Source organism: Anaerosalibacter bizertensis (assembly GCF_009696605.1).
Lineage (GTDB): Bacteria > Bacillota > Clostridia > Tissierellales > Sporanaerobacteraceae > Anaerosalibacter > Anaerosalibacter bizertensis.
Genome location: NZ_VULR01000010.1, coordinates 1 through 23281, shown reverse-complemented (window position 1 = coordinate 23281; position 23281 = coordinate 1). Strand labels below are relative to the sequence as shown.

The window sequence follows — 23281 nt, the reverse complement described above, 5'->3', positions numbered from 1 at the left end:
TATGTCATTAACTAAAAGAATAGTATTAACTCTACTTTTATCTATTATTATTTCAATTATTATAACTAGTTTTGTCTCTAATTATATGATAAATAGAAAATTTGAAACCTACCTAATTGAAGAACAAAATACAAAACTAAAAAAAGTTAAAGACATAGTAGAAAATCTATATAAAACAAAAGGACCTTATCTTAACGAAGAAGATATTTCAAAATTATCTTCTTTGGAAGGAGTTTATATTGAAATAAAAAATGATACAGGAAAAACAGTTTGCAATTCACATAACAACCACATGGATCATCATAGAAGAATGATGAGAAATATGAGAAAACCTCGTATTATAGAAGGAAACTATATTGAAAAGGAATATCCTCTCTATGATAATAACAATAAAATTGGAACTTTAATAATTGGATATATGGATAAGTCATACCTAACAGAAAGCGCCATAATATTTAAAGAAACACTATCTAAATCTTTTCTAATGTCAACTTTTATTACTACTTTGATAGGTTTTATAATAAGTATAGTGCTTTCAAAAGAACTTTCATATCCTATTATTAATATCACAGATACAGCTAATAAAATGAGAAAAGGAGATCTTTCTTCTCGTTCTAAAATTAATACAAATACAAAGGAAATTAAAGATTTATCTAATTCTATAAATTATCTAGGAGAAACACTACAAAAACAAGATAACTTTAGAAAAAAATTTACTTCTGATATATCTCATGAACTTAGAACCCCTTTAACTACTTTGCAAACCCATATAGAAGCCTTGATTGATGGAATATGGGAAATAGATGAAAAAAACCTTTTAATACTTCATGAAGAAGTTGACCATCTTACGAAATTAGTAAATGAGCTAAGGGATATTTCAAAATTAGAAGAGCTTGAACTTAATTTAAATAAATCTTATTTTAATATTTCTAATGAACTTGAAAAAATAACAGAATCGTTTAAACCTATATTTAAAAAAAGTGGTTATGAAATTATAACTAAAATTGAACCAAATGTAACCATATTAGCAGATAAAGACAAATTTAAGCAAATAATATATAATTTAATATCTAATTCTTACAAATATCTAGATAAGGATGGAAAAATAATATTAAATCTTAGAAATGATAAAGATTGTGTTCATATTGAATTTAAAGACAATGGAATAGGTATTCATAAAAAAGATCTGCCAAATATTTTCAATAGATTTTACAGATCTAATAACCATATAAACAAAGAAAATGATGGGTCAGGATTAGGCCTTACCATTACAAAATCTTTAGTAGAAGCTCATGGAGGAAAAATAACCGTTGAAAGTATTTTAGGCAAAGGAACTAATTTTAATATAATTCTCCCTATAAAGTAATTATTTAGCACTAATTTTATCTTTCAATCTGTCTCTTCTAAAAAAATATACTATTAAAGCTATCATAGGGATAATAAATATAGAAGTTAAAGCTATAAATAGTGTTATTTTATTCAAAGGTTCTTTAGCTGCTAAAATAGAACGTCTATCCTTTATTAAAACTGATGATATAAAAACAATTATAGACACAGGAATTATATATACCTTATTTTCTCCCTTCCTAAATGTTTGGCCTAAAGATACAGTAGTAAAAAATAAATATCCTGTTATTTTGCCAATATTGCTTGTAATCCAAGCTACGACATAAATTGATTCAATTCTATGTACTATCTCGAAAACATTTATAAGTCTAGCAAAGGTAAAAAAAGGAAAATTAGCATGTTTGGCTTGTTCTATTCCTAATGCAGCTTGAGAAACTATTATCATCGAAACTACTATTAAAATAGAATAAATTAAAGACTTTATAAAAATCTTATTTAAATTTTCTCTTTTATCTAAGTAAGGTGCAAGCATTGCTAAAATCAAAATATCTACAAACTTAGTTCCAATTTCTATTGCACCTATATTTATATCTTTAAAAGATGAATCACTTAGTATAGGTAAAAAAACGCCAAAATCTAAAACATTTATTCCCAATATAATTATAACAGCAATAACTACTAATATTAAAGGAACAAATATTTCTGCACCTCTTCCAATGCTCTCTAATCCCTTATATGAAATATAAATGCAAGTTATTAACATCATAGATGCTGTAACCCATGTAGGAGTTTCTGGGAACATGGTAGAATCTAATATCTCAACTAAAATAGAAACAAATATAATCGTAAATAATAGAAAAACCATCGAGTAAAAAAATCCTATTATTTTTCCTAATATTCTCCCATATATTAATTTCATATATTCTATTAATGTAAAATCCCTAAATTTATTGCTCAGAATTAGCATAGGCACACATAATATTATACTATAAATTGTTGATAAAAATATCATTATCCAATTATCTTGATTACCTGGTGGTGCATTTATAGCTGGTTGATAGGAAAAAGCAAGAACAATTCTAAAAGCAATAATTAATAAAATTGCTTGATATGAACTTATTCTAACATTATCTTTCATATTATTCTCCCTTTATCTTATTAGTGGATGTATTCACAAGACCTGTTCTAATTATATTGGTTTCTACTTCTACCTGAACATCAGCTTGTGAAAATATATTGTTCCAATCAGAACTTATACGACGCCATTCTTTTGGGTACTTTCTATGCACTAAAGTTCCAAATCCAAATACATCTGTTTTATAATTTTTCTGCACTTTTTTTATACTGTTTTCAATTTCCTCCTTAACTTGTTTTGAACAAGACTCCTCAATTAACTTTATTGTTTCTTCATTTGATATATCGATATCTCCACTTACATCTCCTAGCATTCCTCTCATCTTAACTTTTGTCTTTAATATAAATTTCCCATTTTTAATTTCTACATCACTTTTAGTTTTGCTTTTAATTATTTCAAGAACACTTTTACTCCTATTTGGCGTATTTATAGCACTTGATGAATCTTTAATACTAGGGGTAGGTGTGCTATAATGATCTACGTTTTTTACTGGAGTAGGAAATTCAATCTCCCCCCCTTTTACCTCATTTCTTACAAAATTTAAAGCTCTAGTTTCTTCGCCATTCAAATAACCAGATAATTTTTCCTTATTAAATATGGAACAACCTTCTACTACTAATTCATACTCTTTTTTTCCTTCATGTGTATCAGCTTTTTTAATTGCATTCTTCTCTTTCCTATCTACTACTCCTAAAATAGGCTGTCTCCCAGAGTCATAATAATATTTTAAGTATTCTGATAAATTAACATCAACTCCTTTAGGGTTAAATTTTTTATTTTCAATAATATCTTCCATATACATTCCTAAAATCTCTTCTACCGCCTCATGAACTCCCATAATATCTGTAGCTTTTTTCTCTTTTGCTACTAGTATATACGCTGTTTCTCTAAACTCATGATCTCTTTGTAGCACGTCTATATGATTAATAAAACCTTTCTTAACAAACTCTTCACCAAATATAAATATTTTGTTTTGAGATACAAAAATCCTTCTGTCAAATTTCAAAGATATATTTCTAAGAGCACCAAAAATTGTATCTCCTCTTCCTTGAACATATAGAACTAAATCCGCTGGCTTAGCTTCCAACATTGCCTTTACTGGCCTAGGATTTATAACTTCTATAGTAACTAATATTTTTTCATCCTCCCAGTCTATTCCTATGACGGTAGCAATTCCTAAAGTATTTAATTCTCTAGAATTCCAACAACCTGTTATAATTAAAGTAAGACATAAAATAAAGATAAGTAAAACAGACTTTTTTTTCATTCTATCACTTCTTTCGTACGTTTCTTTGTCTTATTCTATTCTTCTTTACTAAATATCCAGGCCTTTTTTTCATACTCCAAAGGGGAAACCTTATAATAAAGTCTTTAAGTCCTGTTTTATCTAATGGAGCAATAGGATAACCATAAGGAATACCAAAAGGATCCAATGAAACTGCTCCTATAATAATTACTACTAATCCACAGGTAATTCCATATAGCCCCATAAATCCACCAAGTACAATAAGAAATAATCTATATAAAATCATTACTTCTGTAAGAGCTGGGACAGCGAACTCTGCTATTGCTGTAATAGCTATTACTATAACCATTGGTGCACTAACTATACCACCTTCAACAGCTGCTTGCCCTAGTACTAAGGCTCCAACAATACTTACTGCCGAACCTACTGCTTTAGGCAGCCTAACTCCCGACTCCTTTATAAGCTCAAGCATTACGGTCATTAAAAGAGCTTCTAATACTGAAGGTAAAGGAACTCCTTCTCTAGCACCTGCCATAGTTATTAATAAAACTGTAGGAATCATCTCCTGATGAAATGTTTGAAGTGCAACATATAAACCTGGCAATAAAATACCTAAGAATAAAGCAAAAAATCTTAACATTCTTAAAAAAGTTGCTATATAAGTTCTTGAATAATAATCTTCACTTACCTGTATATTTTCTATAAATAAACGAGGAATAATCAAAGCATGAGGAGTCCCATCACAAAATATTGCCACTCTTCCTTCTAATATTTTTCCAGCAACTATATCAGGCTTTTGAGTATTACCTATGGTAGATACTATATTATAAGGGCTATCTTCTATATAACTCTCTATATAGCCAGATTCTAATATGGAGTCTGTATTAATATCTTGGACTCTTTTTTTTACTTTATCTAAAACGTCCTCATTTACAATATTTTTAATATAAGCAACTGAAATTTCTGTTTCAGTTTGCTCCCCTAATATATAGTTTTCAAAAACTAAATTTGGATTTCTAATCTTTCTTCTAAGAAGCATCTTATTAGTTGATATATCTTCAATAAATCCTTCTTTAGGTCCTCTAACTACTGCCTCTGAATCAGCTTCCTCAATAGACCTTTTTTCCCAATGTCTTAAATCTATAGAAAAACATTCTTTACAACCTTGAATAAATAAAATCAAACTTCCAGATACTATTTCTTCTATAATTTCTTCAAAAGTATTTATTTCCTTTATACCAGAAACAAATATAATCTTCTTTAGATCATTATAACTTTCTAATCTAGTTATTACTGGTTTTAAAACATCTCTATCCAATGTATTCTTATCAATAAAACCTTCTAAATAGCTTATAATTATTTTCAAATTAGAATTAGTCCTAAATTCATATGCTACAAGATCAGATGTATTATTAAATTCTTCTATTAATCTCTCTTTATTTTTATCTATATCTTTTGAAATCAATATATAAACACCCTTTGCAAAATATTCTATTTATAGTATGGGTTAATCTTGCATTAATTATGATAAAAATACCATAAAAAAATAGGTACTCTGTAAATGAGCACCTATTTCTTAAGATTTCTACTTCCTAATTTTTTATATGGAATTCCACTTTTGCATAGAGGACAATTTTCTTCATCATAAGTATCTATTTCAAGTTTCGTTCCTCCATATACTGGTATATCTAATGCTTTAGTAGTTCTATCTACAATACACACAATACCTACTACTTCTCCTCCCAAGCTTTCTATTTCCTGTATAGTTTCATAGGAAGATTTCCCTGTAGTCACTACATCTTCTGCTATAAGAACTTTTTGTCCTTCTTCTATCTTAAATCCTCTTCTTAACACCATCTTTCCCTCTACCCTTTCTGTAAATAGAGCAGGCTTTCCAGTTTGTCTTCCAAGTTCATAGCTAACAATAACCCCTCCCATAGCTGGTCCTACTACTACATCAAAGTCTATGTCTTTAAGTTTTTCCACTATTATACCTATAGCTTTTTCTGCACTGTCTGGATATTGAAGTAGTTTTGCACATTGTACATATCTATCACTATGTTTCCCTGATGAAAGTAAAAAATGGCCTTCCAATAAAGCTTCTGTTTCTTTAAGTAAATCAATCAACATAATATTACCTCCTAGCAATACCTCTTATTTCTTCAAGAGATTTTATATTTTCTTTTTCCATGAATTCTTCTATACCATTTATTATGTCTAAGCATATATCTGGCTTCATAAAATTTCCACTTCCCACTTGTACTGCTAAAGCTCCGGCCATTATGTATTCTAAAGCATCCTTATAGTCTACAATTCCCCCAATTCCAATTATAGGTACATTAACAATCCTACTAACTTCGTAAACCATTCTTAATGCAATTGGTTTAATACAAGGACCAGATAACCCTGCAATTGTATTATCAAATACAGGCTTTCTGTTTTTTATATCTATTGCCATTCCGCTAAAAGTATTTACAAGTGAAAGCCCATCTGCTCCTGCCTCACAACATTTATAAGCCATATCCAAAATATTTTCTGCATTAGGTGAAAGCTTAACTATTAATGGCTTTTTACATATCTTTTTCACTTCTCTAACTACTTTAAAAGCTACATCAGATTTTATACCAAAAGCCATTCCACCTTCTTTTACATTGGGACAAGAGATATTCAACTCTATTATAGGTATATTAGTATTGTTTAGTTTTTCAATGGTTTTTACATATTCTTCTATAGTGCTTCCTCCTACGTTAGCAATAATTACTGTATCGTATTTTTCCATATGAGGAAGCTCTTCAGAAATATATCTATCTACACCTGGATTTTGAAGGCCTATACTATTTAAAAGTCCTCCCGTAGTTTCATGTATTCTAATTCCACTATTTCCTTTTTTCTCATTTAAAGTTAATCCTTTTGTACATATTCCTCCTAATTTTGATAGTGAAAAAAAATCTTCATAATCTCTGGTAAAAGTGCCTGAAGCAGTAATAACAGGATTTTTAAACTTTATTCCAAACATTTCTACACTAGTCATGAAAAATAATCTCCTCTCCTCTAAATACTGGACCATCTTTACATACCCTTCTAATTCCAGAGGTAGTCTTTATACTACAGCCAAGACATGCTCCTACACCACAAGCCATACGTTTTTCCATAGAAATATATAGGGGCACATTCTTTCCCTCACAAATATTTTTCACTTTTGACATCATAGGCATTGGACCACATGTATAAACTACAGAATATTCTTCTGGATTAAATATATCTGTTATAAATCCGTTGTGGCCTTCTTTTCCACTATCTGTTGAAATGTATAACTTATCTATGTTTTCCTCTATTCTATCCATATAAAAAGATTTTTCTCTAAATCCTCCATAAAAATCTATGTCACCCTTTAGACTTCTACATAGGTAGATCATTGGGGCTATACCTATTCCTCCTGCTACTACTCCAATTTTCCCTTTATTATTTAGTGGAAAACCCGTTCCTAAAGGTCCCAATAAATTAAGTACATCCCCTTCTCTAAGTTTAGAAAATATATCTGTCCCTTTCCCCTTTACCTCATATAAAAAAGTCAATAAATTTCCTTCTATATTACAAATACTAAGGGGTCTTGATAAAAAAGGCTCTTTACCCCAACTTCTAAGCATATAAAACTGTCCCGGATTCCCTTGAAAATCTCCAGTTAATTTCATTTCATATATATTGTCTAATATTTTAATATTTGATACTACCTTTCCACTACATTGTTTTGGTTTCACTAAGTATATCCTCCTTCATATCTAAGGCAGCTTTTCTAACATAATAATCAAGCTTTTCTATTCCATCTTCATATTTTTTATAAGATGTAATTATTCCTCTAGAAGAATTGACTACTCCACCATTTCCATTTTTTAAGTAAGAAGCTACATCACTACCACTTCCACCTTGTGCTCCATAGCCTGGTATTAGAAAAAATATATTTCCCAATCTGTTCCTAATTTCATCTGCCTCTTCTAAGTGGGTGCCACCAACTACCGCTCCTATAGAACTATAGCCACATTTCCCCATATGTTTAGAAGCTATATCTTTAATTTTATCTCCTACATAATTATATACTTTTTCTTTACCATCTATATTTAAATACTGAATATCCTTTGCTCCTTCATTTGAAGTTCTAAGAAGTATAAACAATCCTTTCTCCTTATTTTTCACATAATCAAGATAAGGAACAACACTGTCAAATCCCATATACGGATTTAAAGTAATAATATCACTTTCAAAATCCCCTTCAAAATGGGCCTTAGCATAGGCCTTTGCAGTTGAAGAAATATCTCCTCTTTTAATATCTGCTATAGCTATAGCACCTCTATTCCTTATATAGTCCAAAGTTTTTTTATAAGCCAACATTCCATTTAGTCCATGAGCTTCATAAAAAGCAATTTGAACTTTATAACAAGGTACTATATCTATAGTTGCGTCTATTATCCTTTTATTAAAATAGAACAATACATCATCTACTGAGTGATAGCTATTTTTCATAGTAGATGGAATATATTCTAAACTGGTATCTAATCCTACACATACATTCCCTTTTCTTTCTACCTCTTCATATAATCTATCTATAATCAACTTCTATCCCTCCATTATATTTTACTTTTCCACTTTTTATAGTGGCTATTATTTCGCCCCAATACTTTTCTCCATTGAAAGGAGTATTCTTCCCTTTAGAGACAAAGTTCTCACTATTTATTTTTACTTCTTTATTTAAATCTAATAATACTAAATCCCCATCATAACCTACTTCTATTCTACCTTTGTTTATATCTGCAATTTCCCCTGGATTTGCTGACATTATTTCTGATAGCTTGTTAAGGGATATATGTCCACCTCTAACTAATGTAGTATAAGAAATTGAAAAAGCTGTTTCTAAACCTGATATTCCACAAGCTCCATTCTTTTTATCTTCCACACTATGGGGGGCATGATCTGTCCCTATTGCATCTACATATCCAGCTTTTATAGCTTCAATTAATGCTGATACATCTTCTTTTTTCCTTATAGGTGGATTTACCTTATAAGAATTATTATAAAGTGATATATGATGTGGAGTTACTTCACATGTAATAGGTAGCCCTTCTTCTTTCCCTTTAACTATCCCCTCTATAGCTTGTTTTGTACTTACATGGGCCAAATGAAGTTTAGCCCTTGTCCCCCTCACAAGTTCTATATCTCTAAAAGTCATTATGTTTTCTGAAAGTCTACTATCAACACCAACTATCCCCTCATCTTCTTCATGGGCTATAATAGTTAAATTCTTTTCCTTAGCCTTTTTAAGGGCTCTATACATTACTACACTTTCCTGGACTCCTTTTCCATCATCAGATAAAAATTTAACTTCTTTTCCTAGGCTATCTATATGCTCTAAAGTCTTTCCATCAAAGTCTTTTGTTATAGAAACAGTTTGATGAATATCTATTAAATCTAATTCTTTAGATTTTTCCAGCACATAATTTACCACTTCCATACTACTGCATATTGGATTTGTATTAGCCATAAGATTTACAAAGGTATATCCTCCCTTTAATGCAGCCTTACTCCCTGTGTATAAATCCTCTTTATAGGTGAAGCCTGGATCTCTAAAATGGGTATGCAAATCTATAAAAGACGGCATAACTACTAAACCATTACAATTAATAATTTCACAATCATAATTCAAGTCAGGGCCAAAGTCTAAAATTTTACCATCTTCAATATAAATATCACCTTTAAATTCTTTATTATAATCAATGACTTTAGCTCCCTTTAAAAGTAATTTCATATCTATTCCTCCCAAGTATCATAAATATGATCACAATACTGGCATCTATATATCCCTTTTTCTTCATCTGTAAGGACAAAGATATGCTTTATATTTCGCTCTGTAGAAGTTACACATCTAGGATTCTTACACTTTATTACTCCTTCAATTTTTTCTGGTAAGGAAAGATTGATTTTTTCTTTTATTTTTTCATTTTCAATTATATTAACTGTAATATTTGGATCTATAAAACCCAACATAGTTAAATCTAAATCCATAACATTCTCAATTTTTATCATATCTTTTTTTCCATGTTTTTTGCTAGGAGAATTCATGATTAAAGCAACCCTACAATCAGCATTATTTAAACCTAAATAATTAAATATTTTAAAACCATATCCAACTTTTATATGATCTATGACTATACCATTTACAATACTATCTATATTCAACATTATCTCACCCCCAAAAGTTTTAGCATTAAAGCCATTCTTACGTACATGCCAAATTTAACCTGTTGAAAATAACAAGCCCTTGGATCAGTATCTACTTCATAACTAATTTCATTAACTCTTGGCAGTGGATGCAATACTGTTAAATCCTTTCTTGCTAAATCCATTTTTTTAGAATCTAGTATATAACTATCTTTAAGTCTTATATAATCTGCCTCATTGAAAAAACGTTCTTTTTGAACCCTAGTCATATACAATATATCTAAACTAGACATAACATCTTCCAATCGTTCAACTTCAATATATTTTATATTGTTTTTATCTAATACGTCACTTTTTATATAATCGGGTATTTTTAATTCTTGAGGAGAAATCAATACAAATGAATTATTTTCATATTTTGAAAGAGCTTTTATAAGTGAATGGACAGTCCTTCCAAATTTCAAATCTCCACAAAGTCCAATGGTTAAATTTGAAAATTGACCTTTTGTATTTCTAATAGTTAAAAGATCGGTAAGTGTTTGAGTTGGATGTTGATGTCCACCATCTCCAGCATTTATGATAGGGACTGGTGAATAAAAAGAAGCCAATCTAGGTGCTCCTTCTTTTGGATGTCTCATAGCTATAATATCTGCATAAGAACCTACAGTTCTTACTGTATCTGGAATACTTTCACCTTTCTTTACAGAACTTGAAGCTGCTTCTGAAAAACCAATTACATTACCTCCAAGCCTTAACATAGCAGATTCAAAACTCAATCTAGTTCTAGTACTAGGTTCATAAAAAAGAGTTCCTAATATCTTTCCATGACAAGAATCTAAAAAACTATCTTGATCTTCTATTATCTCATCTGCTAATTTAAATATTTCTTCTAATTCCCTTATTGTAAAATCTTCTGAACCAATTAAATGTCTACCTTTTAACATTTTATTCCCTCCTTTTTTAGCCTCTCTGGACTAATTTAAAAGAAACGGGCCAAAGAGCATAAAAAAACCTTCCTTAAAGGAAGGCATAGATATAGCAAGGCCATTATACGCTTCCCTTTCCGATCTCACAGGATCAGTTTAAAGGCCCTATTTATTTTTATTTACAATATCATATTTAAAGTTTTTTGTCAATAATTTTTAATTTTAAAAGGACTCCAAATGGAGTCCTTTTAACTATTTCATTCCTGCAGTTCCACCACTTAATCCACTTTTAACTTCTTGAATAGATTGTTGATCTGCTGTTGGTGCTGGAGTATAATAACCTTTTTGTTCTGCTATTTGGAATAATTGATATTGAAATTGTTCTGCTTCATTTCTAAGTTGTTGTAATGTGCTTCTAAGTTGTTGGTTAGCACATTCTGTTATAGCTTTTGAATAACTATCTATACTTGCCTTTGTACCAGATAATATATCGGCTACCATATCTTTTTCTTGCATAATATACCTCCTATATTTATAATGAATTCGTTAAATTTGTAGCAGTAGTTTGAGCATCTTGGCCTGATTGTTTAAATAATTGTTTTAACTGTTGATCTTGACATTGATTAGAATAGAAATCAAACTTTGTAGCCATCATTTGATGACTACTAGCAATTTCCCTTATACTTTGAAGTTCTTGTTGATTTATATTACCTAAATTCAAAGTGTTTTTTAAAGCCATAAGATTTCTCCTTTCTTTTCTTTATATTTTTTCATCCTTTAATATTTTGGCTTGATATGTGTAGATTTATTCATGGTAAAAAAGAACTTAAATATTAAAATAGAAAAGTGGAAATAATAATTTCAGTGGAGGTGATAATTTGAATAAAAAAGTAGTTGTTGAAAACAATTTAACTCCTTTTATAGACTTTTTAAAGGATTCTGGATATGATGTTTATACACTTCATCAAAATAAAAATTTAGATAAAATAAATTCTAATGAATATAGTGCAGTAATTGTTTCTGGAATAGATGTTTTAAGCACTAATGGAACAACTTATGAAAATCCACAGATACCAGTAATTGAAGCTAAAGGGCGAACTCCTGAAGAAATATATGAATTATTAGAATCTAGATATAACAATATAAAATAATAGAATATCTATATTTACTTGACAAAGTATAAGTTTAATAATAGAATGTAATTTAAAGTTGGATTTGAAAATTAATATATGAAAATAATGATAAACTCTTATCTAGAGTGGTGGAGGGACTGGCCCGATGAAGCCCGGCAGCCTGCATTAATTTGCAAGGTGCTAATTCCTGCGGTATTAACCGGAAGATGAGAGAGGATTTTGCCTCTTTCTTCTTGAAGAGGTTTTTTTATTACAAAAAAACCTGAGGAAAGAGGTTTTTTCTATATAATATAGTTTAATATAGTAATTAATTAAAGGGGTGAATTTGATTGATAAAAGTAGAAGGACTATCTAAAACATATAAAAATAATAATAAAGAAATCTACGCTTTAAAAAACATTAATATTGAAATTAAGAAAGGAGAAATATTTGGAATAATTGGATTAAGTGGTGCTGGAAAATCCACACTAATTAGATGTTTAAATAGACTTGAAGAGCCTACTAATGGAAAAATTTTTATTGATGGAAAAGAAATTACTAATCTAAATAATACCGATTTAAGAGAAACAAGGAAAGACATAGGTATGATTTTTCAACATTTCAATCTTCTATCTTCAAAAAATGTTTATCAGAATATTGCTTTTCCTTTAGAATTAGAAGGATTGAAAAAAGATGAAATAGATAAAAAGATTAACACTCTTTTAGAATATGTTGACCTTGAGGATAAAAAATTTGCATATCCTTCCCAATTAAGCGGAGGACAAAAACAAAGGGTAGCTATTGCCAGATCATTAGCTAATAATCCAAAAATACTCTTAAGTGATGAAGGAACATCTGCATTAGATCCAAAAACTACTAAGTCTATATTAGAATTATTAAATAAAATTAGGAAAGAATTTGGCTTAACTATTGTACTTATAACCCATCAAATGGAAGTTATAAAAGATATTTGTGATAGGGTGGCTATTATTGAAAATGGAGAAATAATCGAACTTAATACAGTAGAGGAGATTTTTGCTAATCCTAAAACTAAAACTGCTACAGAATTTATTTCTACTTTAAAAATAAATACTCAAGAAGGGATAAATTATCAAAGAAAATCTGGAAGTAAAATTTTAAGGCTTAGTTTCGTTGGAGAAAACGCAAAAAAACCTATTGTTTCTAAAATGGTAAAACAATTTGATATAGATGTAAATATTCTTTCAGGAAACATAAATGAACTGATAAGTACAAGCATAGGAAATTTAGTACTAGAAATTTCAGGTGAAGACAATGAAATTGAAAAAGCTATAGATTGGCTTAGAAAAGAAAATATAAGACTGGAGGTGATCTAATGTTAGAACTTTTAATTCCCTCACTACTTGAAACATTATATATGGTGTTTTTTTCTACTATATTTTCTTTGATTATAGGGTTTCCATTAGGAATATTATTGGTTATAACAGAAAAAGGTGGAATATGGGAAAAGCCCTTATTAAATCAAATACTTAGTGGAATAATAAATATTCTTCGTTCTTTCCCGTTTATTATTTTAATGATATTGGTATTTCCACTATCTAGAATAATTGTAGGAAGTACTATTGGAACTACTGCAACTATTGTACCTCTTTCAATTGCCGCAGCACCTTTTGTAGCTAGGGTTATTGAAAATGCCTTAAAAGAAGTAGATAGAGGAGTAATTGAAGCTAGCCTATCTATGGGAGCTACAGTTTCTCAAATAGTTTTTAAAGTACTTATTCCAGAAGCTATGCCTTCTTTAGTTATGGGAATTACTCTAACTATTATTAACTTAATTGGATACTCAGCTATGGCCGGAGCAATAGGTGGAGGTGGATTAGGAGATTTAGCCATAAGGTATGGACTATATAGATTTAAAACCAATATTATGGTGGCTTCTGTTATAATAATCATTATTTTAGTTCAAGGTATTCAATTCCTTGGAAATAAAATAGCTATTTCAATAGATAAAAAATAAAGACCAGCTAATTAAAGTCAATAGATTTTAGCAAAATAATATTAAATATTTTTTGAAAAATTAATAATAAAAAAATGCACACCTAATAAACCAATGATTATTGGTTTAAAAAACGAAGCTGTTATTTAAAATTGTTCTTTGAAAACTAAACATTAAATACAGATCATTAGGCTACTGAAGACCTAGTAAGAAGTAGTTCCTCATGCTCTTCTGGGGTTCTTAGCTCAAAAGGCTTTTTGTCTCTCATGACGGCGAATATAATATTTACTAATTTTCTCATTACAGCACCTAATGCAACCTTTTTGGGCTTGTTTGTACACTTTTTTTGATAGAACTCATAGAGAACTGGATTAGTTTTGTCACCATTTCTCTTACTTCGAATATTGGCTAAAGCAGTTGTAAAGATGACCCTACGAAGCAATCTAGAGCCTCTTTTAGACATTTTGTTACGAGTTCCAATGAATTCACCCGATTGATTAACAGAGGGGTCAATTCCAAAGAAAGCTACAAGTTTATTGGGGCTAGAAAATGCAGAAAAATCACCAACCTCAGCAAGTATCGTGGCAGCAGTTAGTATCCCGATACCAGGAATACTGCATAGCAGATTAATAATAGGTGCCAATACAGGATTATCTTCTAAAGAATCTGCTAAAATAATTTCATTAATTGCGTCAAGTATGTCTTTTTGGGCATCTTGTAAGGTTCTTACCATGGAAATATTAACTTTGAGAATGGCTAGATTTCCAGGATTACTGATACTTAAGTCTTTAAACTCCTTAGCTTTTAAAACTAAAAGTTCATATTTTTCAGTAGACCATCCTAGACCTTTCTTAGAAGTTTTTTCAATAAGTGATATTAATGTTTGTTTGTTAGCCTTTAGAATTTGCTTAGGTGAAGGATACCTATCAAGTACTGCTAAGGCAGTGTTTGAATATACATTTTGGAAGACATCTGTAAAGTTTAGCATTACTTGATCAATAATGCCAATAAGCCTATTCTTGTAAGTAGTAAGTTCATCACCTAACTTGTAATATTGGCGACAAAGGCTTTTAAGGCAGTCAATAACATCATCAGGAACAACAGTAGTCTTAATAAAATAAAACCTATAAAGCAATGCAATCTTATGGGCATCAAATTTATCATTTTTTACTTTCCTTATTCCAATATTTTTGATAGAATCAGATTGGATGGGGTTTATGATAGAGACCTCAAATCCAGAATCAGAAAGATAGTGGAAGAGGATTTTGTGATAGTGCCCAGTGGATTCTAAGACTACGACAGGCCTAATTGCAAAATCCTTTTCTGCTTTTTGCAATAGACCTATAGCCTTTTTAATACTGTCAATTGAATCATGATAGATCTTAATACGATGATAAATCTCATTATTAGGGGACAAAATACACATCTCACTAAAATTTTTACCAACATCAATTCCAGCTACAGGTGGATAATCCATAAGAAACCTCCTAAATAAAGTATTTGGATTTAGAAATCCATTCCTTCTCAAATAAGTACACAACCTTGCATGTGACACGAGGAACCAGTGTTAACTGGCCTCAACCAGCCAAATAATGTAATCTTATGAGAATGGATAGATACTCTTTTTTACAGGTAGTCGCCTAAAGGCGTCCTAGGAGGAGTTTCATCAACCTCCAAATCCATAATTAATTATACAATGTTGTCATGGTTCAGGCCAAATTAAACTAGGCTTATGGCTAGGGTGAGAAGCCAAAGAAATGTATTTAATGATTAGAAAAGAAGACTATATTATTATTTAAGAAATTGATAATTATTACAGTGGAAAACTGTAATTTGATTATAACTATATTGTACAAGGAGGAGTTTATTTTGAAAAAAAATATTTTATTATCATTACTGATTTTAGTTCTTAGTTTTTCATTACTTACTGGATGTGGGAAAAAAAAGGGTAGTGAAAATACTATAAAAATAGGAGTATCCCCTGTACCACATAGGGAAATAGTAGAAAATATTAAAGATGATCTTGCAAAAGAAGGTGTAAACTTAGAAATAATAGAATTTACAGACTACGTAAAACCTAATCTATCTTTAGCTGACAAAGAAATCGATGCTAATTTCTTTCAACATGAACCTTATATGAATGACTTCAAAGAAGAACGTAATATTGATATTGCCTCTCTTGGAAAAGTTCATGTAGAACCTTTAGGATTATATTCTTCTAACTATAAATTTATTGAAGATTTTAAAGAAGGGAGTACTATAGCTATACCTAACGACCCTACCAATGGCGGAAGAGCACTTTTGCTTCTTGAAAAACATGGATTGATTAAGTTAAATAAAGATGCTGGTCTTGCAGCTACAGAAAAAGATATAGAAGAAAACCCTAAAAACTTTTCTTTTAAACCAATGGAAGCTGCTCAACTACCAAGAATACTAAAAGATATAGATGGAGCTATAATCAATGGAAACTATGCTATTGAAGCAGGTATGACTCCAACAAAAGATGCTCTAATTCTAGAAGATAAAGATTCACCTTATGCAAATATTATTGCTATAAGAGCTGGAGAAGAAAAAGAAGAAAAGTTTCAAAAATTAATAAAAGCTCTTCAAAGTGAAAAAACAAAGAAATTTATTGAAGAAAAATACAATGGAGCTGTAATTCCTGGATTTTAATATAAAATATGTTTTAAACCTTATAGTTTATTTTTTAAATATCTGCAGATAATATACTATGAGGAGGGATAGAGTGGCTAAAAACAATAATGAAAATTTAAATGTCAATAGATTTAAAGAAAAAAAAATGTCTATCCCTATAGAAAATCAAAAAACAGCAGCTTACTATGATATTAAGGGACTAAAGCCAGAATCAAGAGTACCAATTCCTACCCTAGAAGGAGTAGTAAGGGCAAAAGAATGGGTTGAACAAAATCAGAAGTAAAATAAGAGCAAGGATATCCTTGCTCTTATTTTTTTTCTGAAAGCTTTCTATATACTTCATATCTTTCAGATGCATCTTTTTCAGCTTTTTCGTATAATTCTTCTGCTAAATCAGGAAATGTTTTTTCTATTTGAGAGTATCTTACTTCTCCTAGTATAAAATCTTTAAAAGGTTTTTCTGGCTTTTTAGAATCTAATATAAATGGATTCTTCCCTTCTTCCTTTAATCTTGGATCATATCTATAAAGATGCCAATAACCTGATTCTACAGCTTTTTTCTCTTCTTCTACAGTTTTTCCCATACCTACCTTAATACCATGAGCAACACATGGAGCATAACATATTATAAGTGAAGGACCTTTGTAGTTCTCTGCCTCATTTATAGCTTTAAGGGTTTGATTCATATTTGCTCCTAATGACACTTGTGCCACATATACATAGCCATAAGTCATGGCCATTCTTCCTAAATCTTTTTTCTTCGTTACTTTTCCTGAAGCAGCAAATTTAGCTGCTGAAGCTGTAGGTGTAGCTTTCGATGCCTGACCTCCAGTATTTGAATACACTTCCGTATCAAATACTAAGATATTTACATCTTCTCCTGTAGCAATCACATGGTCAAGTCCTCCATATCCTATATCATAGGCCCAACCATCTCCTCCAACTATCCATTGTGACTTTTTCACGAGAAAATCTTTTAATTTAAGTATTTTTCCAATAGTTGAGTTTCCATTATACTCATCCTTACTAATGATCTTTAACAGTTTATCAGATACTTCTTTTGATTTTTCACCATCATCCATATAATTTAACCATTCTTTAAATATATTTGTACATTCACTACTAATATTTTCTTCTATACCTTTTTCCATTAGACTTGCAAGTTTTTCCCTTGTCTGTTTTACAGCTAGATACATTCCCAGTCCAAACTCTGCATTATCTTCAAATAATGAATTTGCCCAACTTGGACCTCTACCATCTTTGGTAGTTGTATAAGGAATAGATGGAGCACTAGCACCCCAAATAGATGAGCAACCAGTAGCATTGGCTATCATCATTCTATCTCCAAAGAGTTGAGTTACTAACTTTAAATAAGCAGTTTCTCCGCATCCTGCACAAGCCCCATGGAATTCAAGTAATGGTTTAGAAAATTGACTTCCTTTCAACATAGTCTTACTCATCAGATTATCTTTATATGAAATGTTGTTAGCTGCATATTCCCAATTGTCAACCTGTCTTTCAATTTCTTCTTCTGCCTTCACCATTACTAATGCTTTTCCTGGTGCTGGACAAATATCTGCACAGTTTCCACATCCTGTACAATCAAGGGGACTTACTTGTATTCTATATTCTAGTCCTTCCAATCCCTTTCCAACAGCTTTTTTCGTTTCAAAAGTCTCAGGTTTATTTTTCACCTCTTCTTCATCTAATAGAAAAGGTCTTATAACTGCATGAGGACATACAAAAGAACATTGATTGCACTGAATACACTTATCTGTTTGCCATTGAGGAACAAGTACTGCTATACCCCTCTTTTCATAGGCAGTAGTTCCCATTGGAAATGTTCCATCTTCCATATATTTAAATGCACTTACTGGTAGATTATCTCCTTCCAATTTTGCCATAGGTCTTTGAATCCTCTTTACAAAATCTGGTTCATCTTTTACTTCTTCTTTTTCTTCTTGTACATCTATATTTCCCCAACCCTCTGGTATGTCTACTTTTACAACACTATTTACTCCTTCATCTACTGCCTTGTTGTTCATTTCTACTATTTTTTCTCCCTTTTTACCATAGGTTTTCTCTATAAACTCTTTCAAATATTTTATTGCATCTTCTATTGGAATCACATTTGCTAATTTAAAAAAGGCTGATTGCATTATCATATTTATCCTTGTGCCTAATCCAATCTCTTGAGCAATACTTTCCCCATCTATTATATAGAAATTTATATTATGATCCTTTAAATATTTTTTTACATAGTGAGGAAGCTTTTCATCTAACTCATACTCTTCCCATGGACAATTTAAAACAAAAGTTCCTCCATCTTTTAATCCTTTTAAAATATCATAATGATATATATAGGATTTATTGTGACAAGAAATAAAGTCAGCTTCGTGGACTGAATAAGTAGATTTTATTGGAGTTTTTCCAAATCGAAGATGGGATACAGTTGTTCCTCCTGATTTTTTACTGTCATAGGAGAAATATCCTTGAGCATATAACGATGTATTATCCCCTATTATTTTTATTGCCATTTTATTTGCTCCTACAGTTCCATCAGATCCAAGTCCCCAAAATTTACATTTAATAGTATCCTTTGGAGATGTGTCAACAAAATCCTTCACTTCTAATGATGTATGAGATACATCGTCATCTATACATATAGTAAATCGATCTTTTGGAGCATCCTTTTTTAAATTCTTATATACAGCTATTATATCTGCTGGTACAGTATCCTTTGAACCAAGTCCATACCTACCACCTACTACTAGAGGCTTTATATCTGAATTATAAAAAGCAGATCTTACATCTAAGTATAGCGGTTCTCCTAAAGCCCCTGGTTCTTTTGTTCTATCTAATACTGCTATACTTTTCACTGTTTCTGGTAGAACATCTTTGAAATGTTTTACTGAAAATGGCCTATATAATCTAACTTTTATGAGACCTACCTTTTCTCCTTTTTCAATCAGGTAGTCTATTGTTTCTTCTATAGTTTCACAAACAGAACCCATAGCTACTATGATCCTATCAGCTTCTGGATGACCATAATAGTTGAAAAGTTTATAATCTCTTCCTGTAATATCATTTATCTTATTCATATAGTTTTCTACTATTTCAGGTAATTTTTCATAGTATGGATTAGAAATCTCCCTACCTTGAAAATATATATCTGGGTTTTGTGCTGTTCCTCTAACTACTGGTCTCTCTGGATTTAAAGATCTATTTTTAAATTCTTCTATAGCTTTATAATCTACTAACTTTTCCAATTCATTATATTCTATAACTTCAATCTTTTGTATCTCGTGACTAGTTCTAAAACCATCAAAGAAATGTAAAAAAGGAACTCTCCCACTTATTGCGCTTAAATGGGCTACACCTGACAGGTCCATAACTTCCTGAACACTACTAGAACATAATAAGGCAAATCCAGTCTGTCTAGTTGCCATTACATCCTGATGGTCTCCAAAAATACTTAGTGCATGGGTAGCTATTGCTCTAGCACTTACATGGAATACTCCTGGAAGGAGTTCCCCTGCCATTTTATACATATTTGGAATCATAAGAAGTAACCCTTGTGAAGCTGTATAAGTAGTTGTTAGTGCTCCTCCTTGCAACGAACCGTGAACTGTTCCTGATGCACCTGCCTCTGATTGCATCTCCACTACTTTAACCCTTTGATCAAATATATTTTTCTTCCCTTGGCTAGACCATAAATCAACCAATTCAGCCATTGGTGAAGAAGGAGTGATAGGATAAATAGCTGCTAATTCTGTAAAAGCATAGGAAATATAAGCAGCCGCTTCATTTCCATCCATAGTTTTCATTCTTCTTGTCATACAAAAACCTCCATTCCATTTTTCTATACTTATTATTCAACATTTGTCAAACAATAATACATACTAAATGGAAAAAGCCTTGTATTCATTTTGAATACAAGGCTTTAGGAAAAATATTTTATTAAATTTTATCTATCTTCTCTTATTTTCTTTAAGATCATTCTTTGTTCTACTCCAGCTACTAATCTTCTTGTATATGCTACAGTATCAGGGTTTACACTCATACTGTCTATTCCTTGTTGAACTAAGAACTCAGCAAATTCTGGGTATTGTGATGGACCTTGACCACAGATTGAAATAGTCTTTCCATGTTTATGTGCAGCTTTAATTAATATTGAAATAGCTTTTTTTACCGCTTCATTTCTTTCATCAAAGTAACCCATATTATTTAATATACCAGAATCTCTATCTGCTCCCATTACAAGTTGAGTTAAGTCATTGCTTCCTATACTAAATCCATCTACAAGTTGTGCAAACTCTTCTGCTTCAAATACTACAGATGGTACTTCTGCCATTATCCATATTTTAAAGCTATTGTCTTGAACTAGGCCTTCTTCTGCCATTATTTGCTTTACCTTCTTAAGTTCCCATGTAGTTCTTACAAAAGGAAGCATTGCCCATACGTTTGTTAATCCATACTCTTCTCTTACTTTTTTCATTGCTCTACATTCAAGTCTGAATCCTTCTTCATATTCTGGTGAAATATATCTTGATACACCTCTCCAACCAATCATTGGATTGTTTTCTATTGGTTCTACTTCGTCTCCACCTTTAAGTCCTCTAAATTCGTTAGTTCTAAAGTCACTAAGTCTAACAACTATTGGTTTTGGATATATTTCTTGTGCTACTGCTGTAATTCCCTCTGCCATTTTATCTATTAATAAATCTCCTTGACCTGTTTTAACTAGGTACATTGGATGAGCACCTACCATATTTGTAAATATGAATTCAGTTCTCATAAGTCCGATTCCGTCAAAAGGTAGATTTTTATATCTTCCTATTATAGAAGGTTCACCAAGGTTCATGTAGATTTTAGTAGCAGTTATAGGTGCTAATTGGTTTATTAAATCTTCACTAACAACTGCAGCTCCTGAAGCAGCTTCAGCTTTTTCTTCTTTATCTTCTTGAAGAACTATTCCGTCGTAAACTACTCCCCTAGTTGCATCTACTGTTATTTCCATTCCTTCTTTTAAAACTTCACTAGCTGTCTTTGCTCCTACTATACATGGTATACCAAGCTCTCTAGATACAATAGCTGCGTGGCAAGTTCTTCCACCCTCATCAGTAACTACTGCACTAGCCCTTCTCATAGCTGGCACCATGTCTGGATTTGTCATTACTGTTACTAATACATCTCCATCTTCTACTCTAGAAATTTCACTTATATCTTTGATATTCTTCACCTTTCCACTAGCTATACCTGGTGAAGCTGCTAAACCTCTTACTAATGATGTTAATTCAGTTTTTTCAGTCACAGCTTTTGACTCCCCTCCATCTTTTAATGTAGTTATTGGTCTTGCTTGTAATATATAAAGCTCTTTAGTATCTTTATCAAATGCCCACTCAATATCTTGATGGCTTCCATACATATTTTCTATTTTCATTCCATAGTCTGCAAGTTTTAGTATCTCTTCATCAGTTAAACATTGTTCATTTACTTTTTCAAATCCTAAATAGTCGCCAACTTTAACTTCTACTGTTCCTACCTCTTCTTCACTTTTAACGATCATTGTAATTTTTTCAGCAATATGTTTTTCTGAAACCTTTTTATCATTTTTATTAAATATATATTCATCGGGAGTTACTGTACCTGATACTACTGCTTCACCTAGTCCCCAGCTTGCATTAATCATTATTTCATCCTTGTTACTGTTTACTGGGTTTGCTGTAAACATTACTCCTGATTTTCCGCTGTTAACCATTTTTTGAACAACTACGCTTAGTGCAACTTCAAAATGGTTAAATCCTTGTTTTTCTCTGTAATATATAGCTCTTGCTGTCCAAAGTGAAGCCCAACATTTTCTTGAAAAATTAAGAACTTCTTCTACTCCACTTATGTGTAAATAAGTATCTTGTTGTCCAGCGAAAGAAGCTTCTGGTAAGTCTTCTGCTGTTGCAGAACTTCTAATAGCTACTTCTGGATTTTCAACTTTCACATTTTTACTAAATTCTTTATAAGAATCTACTATGTCACTTTTTATTTCTTTCGGAATCTCACAGTTATTTATAAGTTCTCTAACTTCTGCCGCTCTCTTTTGAAGTTCAGAAGAATCTTCTACATCTAACCCGTCTATTTTTTCTTTTATTTTATCCTCTAATTTAGATAACTTAATAAAATCTGTATAAGCTCCTGCTGTCACGCAGAATCCTGGTGGTACATCTACTCCTTTTTGAGTAAGTTCTCCTAAATTAGCACCTTTTCCGCCTACTATTGGTATATCATTTTTATCAATTTCATTAAACCATTTAATGTATTTATATTTTCCCATTGGGGCACCTCCTGAAAATAATTATATATATATTATAGCATATATTATTATATGTGTCATACTATTTATGATTTTTTTTATTTTTTTTAATAAAAAAGGGGCTGTTTCAAAATAAACAACCCATAAAATAAAAACAGGTCAAAGAGCACTGGCTCTAAGACCTGTTTTTTAGTATAATTTATCTGCAATGAAAAACCATACTAAATTTAATCATAAAGCAAAAATCAAAAAAATGCAACTATCTTTTAGTTTTGATTTGACTAATAATTTTGATATGGATGACGAGGTTTTCCTGGTGCACAATATTATTGAGGAGATGAATTTAAGTTTTTTAACTAGTGCCTACT

The 23281-nt window shown here is 30.9% G+C and carries 21 protein-coding genes and 1 riboswitch; of the genes, 6 read left to right on the top strand and 15 right to left on the bottom strand.

Features of this window, described 5'->3' with window-relative positions; all coding sequences use genetic code 11:
• Position 1 precedes the first annotated feature (1 nt).
• Entirely contained in the window at positions 2-1366 is a 1365-nt protein-coding gene (locus FYJ27_RS08195) for a HAMP domain-containing sensor histidine kinase (protein WP_154484365.1), read from the top strand.
• On the opposite strand, the gene FYJ27_RS08190 is transcribed toward FYJ27_RS08195, so the two are convergent.
• The 12 genes from FYJ27_RS08190 to FYJ27_RS08135 all read right to left on the bottom strand — a co-directional run bounded on the left by FYJ27_RS08190 (position 1367) and on the right by FYJ27_RS08135 (position 11603).
• Positions 1367-2485, bottom strand: coding sequence for a GerAB/ArcD/ProY family transporter (locus FYJ27_RS08190; protein WP_154484364.1), 1119 nt, complete (start codon positions 2483-2485; stop codon positions 1367-1369).
• A gap of 1 nt (position 2486) precedes the next feature.
• Positions 2487-3749 carry a Ger(x)C family spore germination protein gene (locus FYJ27_RS08185; protein WP_154484363.1) on the bottom strand — a complete coding sequence of 421 codons (1263 nt, stop codon included), beginning with the start codon at positions 3747-3749 and terminating at the stop codon, positions 2487-2489.
• 4 nt (positions 3750-3753) lie between these two features.
• The gene (locus FYJ27_RS08180) at positions 3754-5193 is read right to left on the bottom strand and encodes a spore germination protein (protein ID WP_154484362.1); all 1440 of its coding nucleotides are present in this window, start codon (positions 5191-5193) and stop codon (positions 3754-3756) included.
• A gap of 104 nt (positions 5194-5297) precedes the next feature.
• Positions 5298-5858 carry an orotate phosphoribosyltransferase gene (gene pyrE, locus FYJ27_RS08175; protein ID WP_154484361.1) on the bottom strand — a complete coding sequence of 187 codons (561 nt, stop codon included), beginning with the start codon at positions 5856-5858 and terminating at the stop codon, positions 5298-5300.
• A gap of 4 nt (positions 5859-5862) precedes the next feature.
• Positions 5863-6759: a dihydroorotate dehydrogenase gene (locus FYJ27_RS08170; RefSeq protein ID WP_154484360.1), complete on the bottom strand. Its 897-nt coding sequence runs from the start codon at positions 6757-6759 to the stop codon at positions 5863-5865.
• Positions 6752-7486, bottom strand: a complete 735-nt coding sequence (locus FYJ27_RS08165; RefSeq protein ID WP_326831058.1) for a dihydroorotate dehydrogenase electron transfer subunit — start codon at positions 7484-7486, stop codon at positions 6752-6754. Before FYJ27_RS08165 ends, FYJ27_RS08170 begins: the two co-directional genes overlap by 8 nt.
• A complete protein-coding gene (gene pyrF / locus FYJ27_RS08160; protein ID WP_154484359.1) occupies positions 7467-8336 on the bottom strand; it encodes an orotidine-5'-phosphate decarboxylase in 870 nt (289 codons plus the stop codon). Before pyrF ends, FYJ27_RS08165 begins: the two co-directional genes overlap by 20 nt.
• Positions 8323-9525, bottom strand: coding sequence for a dihydroorotase (locus FYJ27_RS08155; RefSeq protein WP_154484358.1), 1203 nt, complete (start codon positions 9523-9525; stop codon positions 8323-8325). Before FYJ27_RS08155 ends, pyrF begins: the two co-directional genes overlap by 14 nt.
• A 2-nt stretch (positions 9526-9527) precedes the next feature.
• Positions 9528-9959, bottom strand: coding sequence for an aspartate carbamoyltransferase regulatory subunit (locus tag FYJ27_RS08150; protein ID WP_154484357.1), 432 nt, complete (start codon positions 9957-9959; stop codon positions 9528-9530).
• Positions 9959-10882, bottom strand: a complete 924-nt coding sequence (gene pyrB, locus FYJ27_RS08145; RefSeq protein ID WP_154484356.1) for an aspartate carbamoyltransferase — start codon at positions 10880-10882, stop codon at positions 9959-9961. The genes FYJ27_RS08150 and pyrB overlap by 1 nt, the downstream gene beginning before the upstream one ends.
• A 234-nt stretch (positions 10883-11116) precedes the next feature.
• Positions 11117-11380: a spore coat protein gene (locus FYJ27_RS08140; protein WP_154484355.1), complete on the bottom strand. Its 264-nt coding sequence runs from the start codon at positions 11378-11380 to the stop codon at positions 11117-11119.
• A 16-nt stretch (positions 11381-11396) separates the two neighbouring features.
• Positions 11397-11603 (bottom strand): hypothetical protein, encoded by a 207-nt coding sequence (locus FYJ27_RS08135; protein ID WP_154484354.1) that lies wholly within the window; start codon positions 11601-11603, stop codon positions 11397-11399.
• Between the two features lie 139 nt (positions 11604-11742).
• Between FYJ27_RS08135 and FYJ27_RS08130 the strand changes: the two genes are divergently transcribed.
• The 3 genes from FYJ27_RS08130 (at position 11743) to FYJ27_RS08120 (ending at position 13972) form a co-directional block, all read left to right on the top strand.
• Positions 11743-12015 (top strand): YkuS family protein, encoded by a 273-nt coding sequence (locus tag FYJ27_RS08130; RefSeq protein ID WP_154484353.1) that lies wholly within the window; start codon positions 11743-11745, stop codon positions 12013-12015.
• A gap of 95 nt (positions 12016-12110) precedes the next feature.
• Positions 12111-12210: riboswitch (SAM riboswitch) on the top strand.
• A 116-nt stretch (positions 12211-12326) separates the two neighbouring features.
• A complete protein-coding gene (locus FYJ27_RS08125; RefSeq protein WP_154484352.1) occupies positions 12327-13331 on the top strand; it encodes a methionine ABC transporter ATP-binding protein in 1005 nt (334 codons plus the stop codon).
• Positions 13331-13972, top strand: coding sequence for a methionine ABC transporter permease (locus tag FYJ27_RS08120; RefSeq protein ID WP_154484351.1), 642 nt, complete (start codon positions 13331-13333; stop codon positions 13970-13972). Before FYJ27_RS08125 ends, FYJ27_RS08120 begins: the two co-directional genes overlap by 1 nt.
• 166 nt (positions 13973-14138) lie before the next feature.
• On the opposite strand, the gene FYJ27_RS08115 is transcribed toward FYJ27_RS08120, so the two are convergent.
• A complete protein-coding gene (locus tag FYJ27_RS08115; protein ID WP_154484427.1) occupies positions 14139-15428 on the bottom strand; it encodes an IS110 family RNA-guided transposase in 1290 nt (429 codons plus the stop codon).
• Positions 15429-15820: 392 nt separating this feature from the next.
• Between FYJ27_RS08115 and FYJ27_RS08110 the strand changes: the two genes are divergently transcribed.
• On the top strand, positions 15821-16624 hold the full coding sequence (locus tag FYJ27_RS08110; RefSeq protein ID WP_229775507.1) for a MetQ/NlpA family ABC transporter substrate-binding protein: 804 nt from the start codon (positions 15821-15823) through the stop codon (positions 16622-16624).
• A gap of 73 nt (positions 16625-16697) precedes the next feature.
• Positions 16698-16889 carry a CDIF630_02480 family spore surface protein gene (locus FYJ27_RS08105; protein ID WP_226808925.1) on the top strand — a complete coding sequence of 64 codons (192 nt, stop codon included), beginning with the start codon at positions 16698-16700 and terminating at the stop codon, positions 16887-16889.
• A gap of 25 nt (positions 16890-16914) precedes the next feature.
• Here the strand turns inward: FYJ27_RS08105 and nifJ are convergent, their stop codons facing one another.
• Both nifJ and ppsA read right to left on the bottom strand, forming a co-directional pair.
• Positions 16915-20445 carry a pyruvate:ferredoxin (flavodoxin) oxidoreductase gene (gene nifJ, locus FYJ27_RS08100; protein ID WP_154484349.1) on the bottom strand — a complete coding sequence of 1177 codons (3531 nt, stop codon included), beginning with the start codon at positions 20443-20445 and terminating at the stop codon, positions 16915-16917.
• A gap of 128 nt (positions 20446-20573) precedes the next feature.
• The gene (gene ppsA / locus FYJ27_RS08095) at positions 20574-22934 is read right to left on the bottom strand and encodes a phosphoenolpyruvate synthase (RefSeq protein ID WP_154484348.1); all 2361 of its coding nucleotides are present in this window, start codon (positions 22932-22934) and stop codon (positions 20574-20576) included.
• Between the last annotated feature and the right edge of the window lie 347 nt (positions 22935-23281).

Excerpts from the sequence above, each read along its gene's own strand:
- FYJ27_RS08195 (WP_154484365.1), top strand. The coding sequence starts at position 2 with ATGTCATTAACTAAAAGAATAGTATTAACTCTACTTTTATCTATTATT.
- FYJ27_RS08190 (WP_154484364.1), bottom strand. The coding sequence starts at position 2,485 with ATGAAAGATAATGTTAGAATAAGTTCATATCAAGCAATTTTATTAATT.
- FYJ27_RS08185 (WP_154484363.1), bottom strand. The coding sequence starts at position 3,749 with ATGAAAAAAAAGTCTGTTTTACTTATCTTTATTTTATGTCTTACTTTA.
- pyrE (WP_154484361.1), bottom strand. The coding sequence starts at position 5,858 with ATGTTGATTGATTTACTTAAAGAAACAGAAGCTTTATTGGAAGGCCAT.
- FYJ27_RS08170 (WP_154484360.1), bottom strand. The coding sequence starts at position 6,759 with ATGACTAGTGTAGAAATGTTTGGAATAAAGTTTAAAAATCCTGTTATT.
- FYJ27_RS08155 (WP_154484358.1), bottom strand. The coding sequence starts at position 9,525 with ATGAAATTACTTTTAAAGGGAGCTAAAGTCATTGATTATAATAAAGAA.
- FYJ27_RS08150 (WP_154484357.1), bottom strand. The coding sequence starts at position 9,959 with ATGTTGAATATAGATAGTATTGTAAATGGTATAGTCATAGATCATATA.
- pyrB (WP_154484356.1), bottom strand. The coding sequence starts at position 10,882 with ATGTTAAAAGGTAGACATTTAATTGGTTCAGAAGATTTTACAATAAGG.
- FYJ27_RS08140 (WP_154484355.1), bottom strand. The coding sequence starts at position 11,380 with ATGCAAGAAAAAGATATGGTAGCCGATATATTATCTGGTACAAAGGCA.
- FYJ27_RS08135 (WP_154484354.1), bottom strand. The coding sequence starts at position 11,603 with ATGGCTTTAAAAAACACTTTGAATTTAGGTAATATAAATCAACAAGAA.
- FYJ27_RS08120 (WP_154484351.1), top strand. The coding sequence starts at position 13,331 with ATGTTAGAACTTTTAATTCCCTCACTACTTGAAACATTATATATGGTG.
- FYJ27_RS08115 (WP_154484427.1), bottom strand. The coding sequence starts at position 15,428 with ATGGATTATCCACCTGTAGCTGGAATTGATGTTGGTAAAAATTTTAGT.
- nifJ (WP_154484349.1), bottom strand. The coding sequence starts at position 20,445 with ATGACAAGAAGAATGAAAACTATGGATGGAAATGAAGCGGCTGCTTAT.
- ppsA (WP_154484348.1), bottom strand. The coding sequence starts at position 22,934 with ATGGGAAAATATAAATACATTAAATGGTTTAATGAAATTGATAAAAAT.